At 41.2% G+C, this 5,080-nt stretch carries 7 protein-coding genes; all 7 read right to left on the reverse strand.

The window, feature by feature from the left end; all coding sequences use genetic code 11:
* Window positions 1-55: 55 nt before the first annotated feature.
* The 7 genes from IQ246_RS28775 to IQ246_RS28805 all read right to left on the reverse strand — a co-directional run bounded on the left by IQ246_RS28775 (window position 56) and on the right by IQ246_RS28805 (window position 4,766).
* On the reverse strand, window positions 56-754 hold the full coding sequence (locus IQ246_RS28775) for an urease accessory protein UreF (protein ID WP_194006699.1): 699 nt from the start codon (window positions 752-754) through the stop codon (window positions 56-58).
* Between the two features lie 23 nt (window positions 755-777).
* Window positions 778-1,323, reverse strand: a complete 546-nt coding sequence (locus IQ246_RS28780; RefSeq protein WP_194006700.1) for an urease accessory protein UreE — start codon at window positions 1,321-1,323, stop codon at window positions 778-780.
* Window positions 1,320-2,171: an urease accessory protein UreD gene (locus tag IQ246_RS28785; protein WP_194006701.1), complete on the reverse strand. Its 852-nt coding sequence runs from the start codon at window positions 2,169-2,171 to the stop codon at window positions 1,320-1,322. Before IQ246_RS28785 ends, IQ246_RS28780 begins: the two co-directional genes overlap by 4 nt.
* A gap of 21 nt (window positions 2,172-2,192) precedes the next feature.
* On the reverse strand, window positions 2,193-2,825 hold the full coding sequence (gene ureG / locus IQ246_RS28790) for an urease accessory protein UreG (RefSeq protein WP_194006702.1): 633 nt from the start codon (window positions 2,823-2,825) through the stop codon (window positions 2,193-2,195).
* Between the two features lie 125 nt (window positions 2,826-2,950).
* Window positions 2,951-3,319 (reverse strand): urease subunit beta, encoded by a 369-nt coding sequence (gene ureB / locus IQ246_RS28795; protein WP_194006703.1) that lies wholly within the window; start codon window positions 3,317-3,319, stop codon window positions 2,951-2,953.
* Window positions 3,320-3,348: 29 nt separating this feature from the next.
* Window positions 3,349-3,678 (reverse strand): urease subunit gamma, encoded by a 330-nt coding sequence (gene ureA / locus IQ246_RS28800; protein ID WP_194006704.1) that lies wholly within the window; start codon window positions 3,676-3,678, stop codon window positions 3,349-3,351.
* A gap of 371 nt (window positions 3,679-4,049) precedes the next feature.
* The gene (locus IQ246_RS28805) at window positions 4,050-4,766 is read right to left on the reverse strand and encodes a pirin family protein (RefSeq protein WP_194006705.1); all 717 of its coding nucleotides are present in this window, start codon (window positions 4,764-4,766) and stop codon (window positions 4,050-4,052) included.
* Window positions 4,767-5,080 lie beyond the last annotated feature (314 nt).

Raw genomic sequence — 5,080 nt, forward strand, 5'->3', positions numbered from 1 at the left:
GAATGGGGCATGGGGCATGGGGCATTGGCAAAATTATTCCCTATCTTCCCATTCCCTAACTAGCAAATAACCTATGAGCCAATTTTTGATGCCGCATTTGAGCAATGTCGATCGCTGGGGTACAAGACCACATCTGATCTAGGGTCAAAGATGCAGCTATTTGGTGGGTTGCTTCAATATCGGGTGCTAGCTGGAGCAAGACTTGTTGCGCCTGGAGGTGTCCCAGAATACTTAAACGAATTGCAGCCCCTAATAATCCTGTAATCAAGCTATGCAAAAAAGCCAGCACTGTATTTTGTTCGCTCAACAGAGCTACTCTACCAACTACGGCAAAGATAACTGGATGTAAACAGTGAATTTCCCCTTTAGCTGCATCTAAACTGAGGGTTGTTAATTGAGAATCTTGCCAAGTCGCACTAGCAACCATTAGCAAGGCGCGTCCGCTTTTGCGTGCTGTCTCACGAGTTTTTTCGATTAGGGTTTGGGCGAATAGTTGAGCATCCGCCTGTCGCACAGCTGCTAAATCAGCGATCGCACTTCCTCGGTAAGCATGAATCAAGGCTACAATATCCGTCGGCCCGATCTGATTACGCAATAGTAACCGCAGAAAAGTTTGCAAATCTTGTGCAGAGCACAGTTGTCCTTCTTGCACCAAAGCTTCTAATCCGTGAGATAGGGTAAAAGAACCAGAGGGGAAAAAAGAATCAGACAACTGCATTAGGGCCAGTTGTTGAGCAACTGTAAACTCACTCATAAAGCCAAATTACGAATTACGAATTACGAATTATTATGCTGGTGCGTGTGTTCCGAAAAGGTAAAGTGTTGTTTAGGCGATCGCCATTCGTAGTCAATTTGTAAGCCAGGAATAGAAAAATTCCGAATTGTTGCTTCTATAACTTCTGCATCTATAACTAGCTCAATATAAAGCTTGCCATTTTGAACGATAATCGGCCAGTGATGATTGCCTAAAACATGACCTAAATGAACTAACTCAATGGCGCGATCGCCTAGGGTTTTTAAGGAAGAATCGTTTATTAACTCGGCAAAACTTAGTACCATCACCTTTTGCTCTTGTAGGTGAATTAGCAGTAATTTACCCTGTTGAGTTTCAAAGATATCTCCTTCTCGCAGGAACCAATCCCGATTTTTAACAATCCCAACATCGACGCCAGAGGTGGCGCAAGAGTGAATTCGTCCTTTACGGCTATCTACTTGACTTAGATAAACTTCTAAGCAATGCTGTTTGCTAACTTTTTTTATCCGTTCGCATAAGTTAGCATTCTCTGTGATATTGCCGAGGTAAGTTTTTGCTAGTTCAATCATTGGGAAATAGAGGGTAAAACAGGTTGATGGCTGCAATCGCGGACGCATTTTAAAGCGTATTGCAGGTAATTTTTGAGTCCGTGAGTGCCACTTGCGATCGCTCTAATTAAAAGACCTTTGCTCTGAGGTAAAATCGAGCTTGCTACGATGACACCAACGCAATTAGCAGCTTCTATATTTTCTAATTTATTACTCAATAATTGTAGATTTGTCTGGGGTAAAACAACAATTAGATTGCTTAGAATAGGAGAAGAAGCAAACAGTTGGCAGTTTTTGAAATCATTGTGTTTTCCTTCCAAGCGCATAGCATCGGTAAACCATAGCTCTCCTTCCCAAGAAGTCACTTGCAGGCGGTTAGAGTAGTAGTTAAAATCATAAAACTCTCCCCTAGCAAGTCTCCCTGGTACAATAATTTCACTCAAGAAGAGTTTTGCTTGCGGATGACATTTAATGCAAGTTGTTTGCTCCAAAGTTGCATCTTTGAAGAGAATGATCGGTTCAGGGATAAATTCTAAGGTTGCTCCTTCGCCAATTTCAATTTCATAATGTGCAGTTGCTTTTGAACTGACACCGGGCATAGGATGAACTTTGGTCGCAGATTGATCAGTAAGATAAAGATGAGTATTAGCGGCGAGTTGCAACGAAATATTTAGCTGATCATTTGCTAGTAATCCTGGAGAAGAGCTAGTGATATATAAATAAGTGTGCTCAGGATTGGCAAGATCAGAACGGAAAGTTCTAGAGATACCTAATGGATAAGCAGTATACTGATGGCTGACAATTGTATAACCGTTGCGATCGCACTCTAGCCTTAACTCTAAGTTTTTCGTTTTTTTGAGGGTTTTCAATGTCGATAATCTGAATAAATCTCAGCTTCCGATTACAGAAGGACTGCAAAATAGAACAGTCTCCAGAATAAAATTTATCACTTGATCTAATCCTTCTCCCGTTTTGCAATTGGTATAAGCAATTGGTTTTCCTTGTCGGTATAAGGGAGCTTGATGACGCATTAAATCTAAGTCAGCGCCTACATAAGGAGCAATGTCAATTTTATTGATTACAACTAAATTAGCTTGTGCAAAACCAGGGCCTTTTTTACGAGGAATATCATCTCCGGCTCCCACATCAATTACAAAAATATAGGAATCTACCAAATCGTAACTAAAGGTAGAAGCTAGATTGTCACCTCCGCTTTCAATGAAGATGATATCTAGTTGTGGGTAGAGCAACTCCAAATCCTTCACCGCCAGGATATTCATGGATGGATCTTCCCGAATAGCAGTGTGTGGACAGCTACCCGTTTCCACGCCGATGATGCGTTCAGGGGGCAAAAACCCCCGACCTTTGAGCCGGTCTGCATCTTCCGTAGTCAGCAAGTCATTGGTAACTACTGCTACTTCAATGCCTCTATCCATCAATTTGGGAATGATAGCCTCTAGTAAAGCCGTTTTCCCACTACCTACAGGGCCTCCAATTCCTAATCTCGCAGCTGATTTTGACATACATTGCTAATTTCCTTGAACAAGATTGCGCGTATTTTTTGCCTTCATCAATAAATTGAGTTGCTTTTTCCTTTAATTACGAATTACGTTAGCGCAACGGGGCGCAGCCCATTACAAATTACGAATTATAATGGCCCATTAATTAGTCCGTTAAAACCATAAATCTTGCGATCGCCAGCAAAGGGGACTAACTCAACTTCCTTAGCATCTTCATCTATTGGTTCAAATCTGACAGCTGTCCCGGCTGGAATATTTAAACGCATTCCTTTAGTTTTATCATTGGGGCTAAATCGCTCAAATGGTACAATTGTTCTGGCTTTACCCTCATAAATAACTTCAGCAAATTCCAGTGCAGAGTTAACTTCATAGAAGTGGAAATGAGAACCCACTTGGATCGGGCGATCGCCTTTATTCACTACTGATAGTATGATAATATCCCGCCCGGCATTAATTTCGATTTCACCGGGTTGGGTAATAATTTCTCCTGGAATCATGATAATACTCCCAATTTTAAACTTCCAATTTATGAGCGCGTCAGAGGAACAATAGACTTGCGAATTGGCTCGTGAACAGTGACTAATTTGGTTCCATCGGGGAAAGTCGCTTCTACTTGCACTTCAGGAATCATTTCTGGAACTCCTTCCATAACATCTTCTCTAGCTAACAACGTTGTTCCATAACTCATCAATTCTTCTACAGTTTTTCCTTCCCTTGCTCCTTCTAATATTGCCGCAGATATATAAGCTACCGCTTCTGGATAATTTAGCCTTAACCCTTTTTCTCTTCGTCTTTCTGCTAATAAACCAGCTGTAAAAATTAGTAATTTATCTTTTTCTTGTGGTGATAGTTGCATAATATTCCTTTTACACTTAAGGTTTATATTGTCAAATTCTAAGTCTAATTGATTAAGTTTTTCAAAATGGGTAAAAATTCTCGAAAATAAATACCTCCATAACCTCTTACCTCTGTGCCATCTGCGCCTATGCGGTTAAACAAATTACTCAGTATTTACGCAAGTGTCATATTTTTAACGCCAGAGGTTATCCAGAGTCAAAGGTCAAAAGTCCAAAAAACCTTGACCCTTGACCCTTGACCCTTGACCCTTGACTCTTATACCAGAAGCCTTGTATGCCAGTTGCGTAAGTCCTATTACTTTTAAACCGCATAAGCACAGAGAGAAAAAAATAGATTTTACGAGTCACCTTGAAAGGACTAGGATAGATATTACCCCAAATCGAAAAGCAATATCTCTGCGCCAATATTGGTACTAATTTCTAGTTGTTCTTCACCGTTGATTTGCACTCCATCGCCTGCTCTGAGTTCTTCACCATTTAGATTTGCTATACCTTGAGCTATTTGTAACCAGGCGTAACGATGAGGTAGGACGTGATAATTAACAACATCACCTTCATCTAAGACAGATGTATATAAATCGACATCCTGGTGAATTGTCACAGCACCATCGCGCCCATCTTTAGCAGCAATTAAACGTAGTTTACCGCGTTTTTCTTCTAGGGAAAAAGCTTTTTGTTCATATCTTGGTGCTAGCCCTTGCTGGTCTGGAAGAATCCAGATTTGGAGTAAGTGGAGTGGTTCAGTTGGTGAGGGATTAAATTCGCTGTGGGCGATACCAGTACCAGCACTCATTATCTGTGCGTCACCGGGACGAATTACCGACCCTGTACCCAAGCTGTCTTTATGCTCCACTGCACCTTCTAAGACATAAGTGAGGATTTCCATATCCCGATGACTGTGGGTGGGGAATCCAGCACCAGGGGCGATGCGATCGTCATTGATCACTCTGAGAGAGCGAAATCCCATACGATTGGGATCGTAAAAACTACCAAAGGAAAATGTGTGGTAACTATCGAGCCAGCCAATTTGAGCACGACCGCGTGCGTTCCGATCATGAATTAAGTGGTTAATAGTATTTGGAGACATAATACCTCGCTGTTAATGAGTTTTTAATGACAACAAATAAAGTATTGTCTGTTAACAGAAAACTGAATGCGGTAGGTTGTAAAAAAATCGCCTTATTGATTTTCTTTGATCAAGCTAGCTTGCATCGCTTTACTACAATTCAAAGAGCTTTTTGAAATTTTCAGACCTGCTTTTGAACTATTTAAATATTGACATACTCCCCACCATTGAATGGTGGGGATTCTAGGCTCAAACAGCAATTGCAGGCAAAGCCCGACTTACATCGCCTAACCCAATGGTTGATGCCCCAACCATTTGAATATTGAGTGCGGCGT

The sequence above is a fragment of the aff. Roholtiella sp. LEGE 12411 genome, from assembly GCF_015206995.1.
Lineage (GTDB): Bacteria > Cyanobacteriota > Cyanobacteriia > Cyanobacteriales > Nostocaceae > Komarekiella.

What these genes read in the sequence shown, in the direction of transcription:
- ureB (WP_194006703.1), bottom strand. Translation starts at nt 3,319, where the DNA reads ATGATTCCAGGAGAAATTATTACCCAACCCGGTGAAATCGAAATTAAT.
- IQ246_RS28775 (WP_194006699.1), bottom strand. Translation starts at nt 754, where the DNA reads ATGAGTGAGTTTACAGTTGCTCAACAACTGGCCCTAATGCAGTTGTCT.
- ureA (WP_194006704.1), bottom strand. Translation starts at nt 3,678, where the DNA reads ATGCAACTATCACCACAAGAAAAAGATAAATTACTAATTTTTACAGCT.
- IQ246_RS28805 (WP_194006705.1), bottom strand. Translation starts at nt 4,766, where the DNA reads ATGTCTCCAAATACTATTAACCACTTAATTCATGATCGGAACGCACGC.
- ureG (WP_194006702.1), bottom strand. Translation starts at nt 2,825, where the DNA reads ATGTCAAAATCAGCTGCGAGATTAGGAATTGGAGGCCCTGTAGGTAGT.
- IQ246_RS28780 (WP_194006700.1), bottom strand. Translation starts at nt 1,323, where the DNA reads ATGATTGAACTAGCAAAAACTTACCTCGGCAATATCACAGAGAATGCT.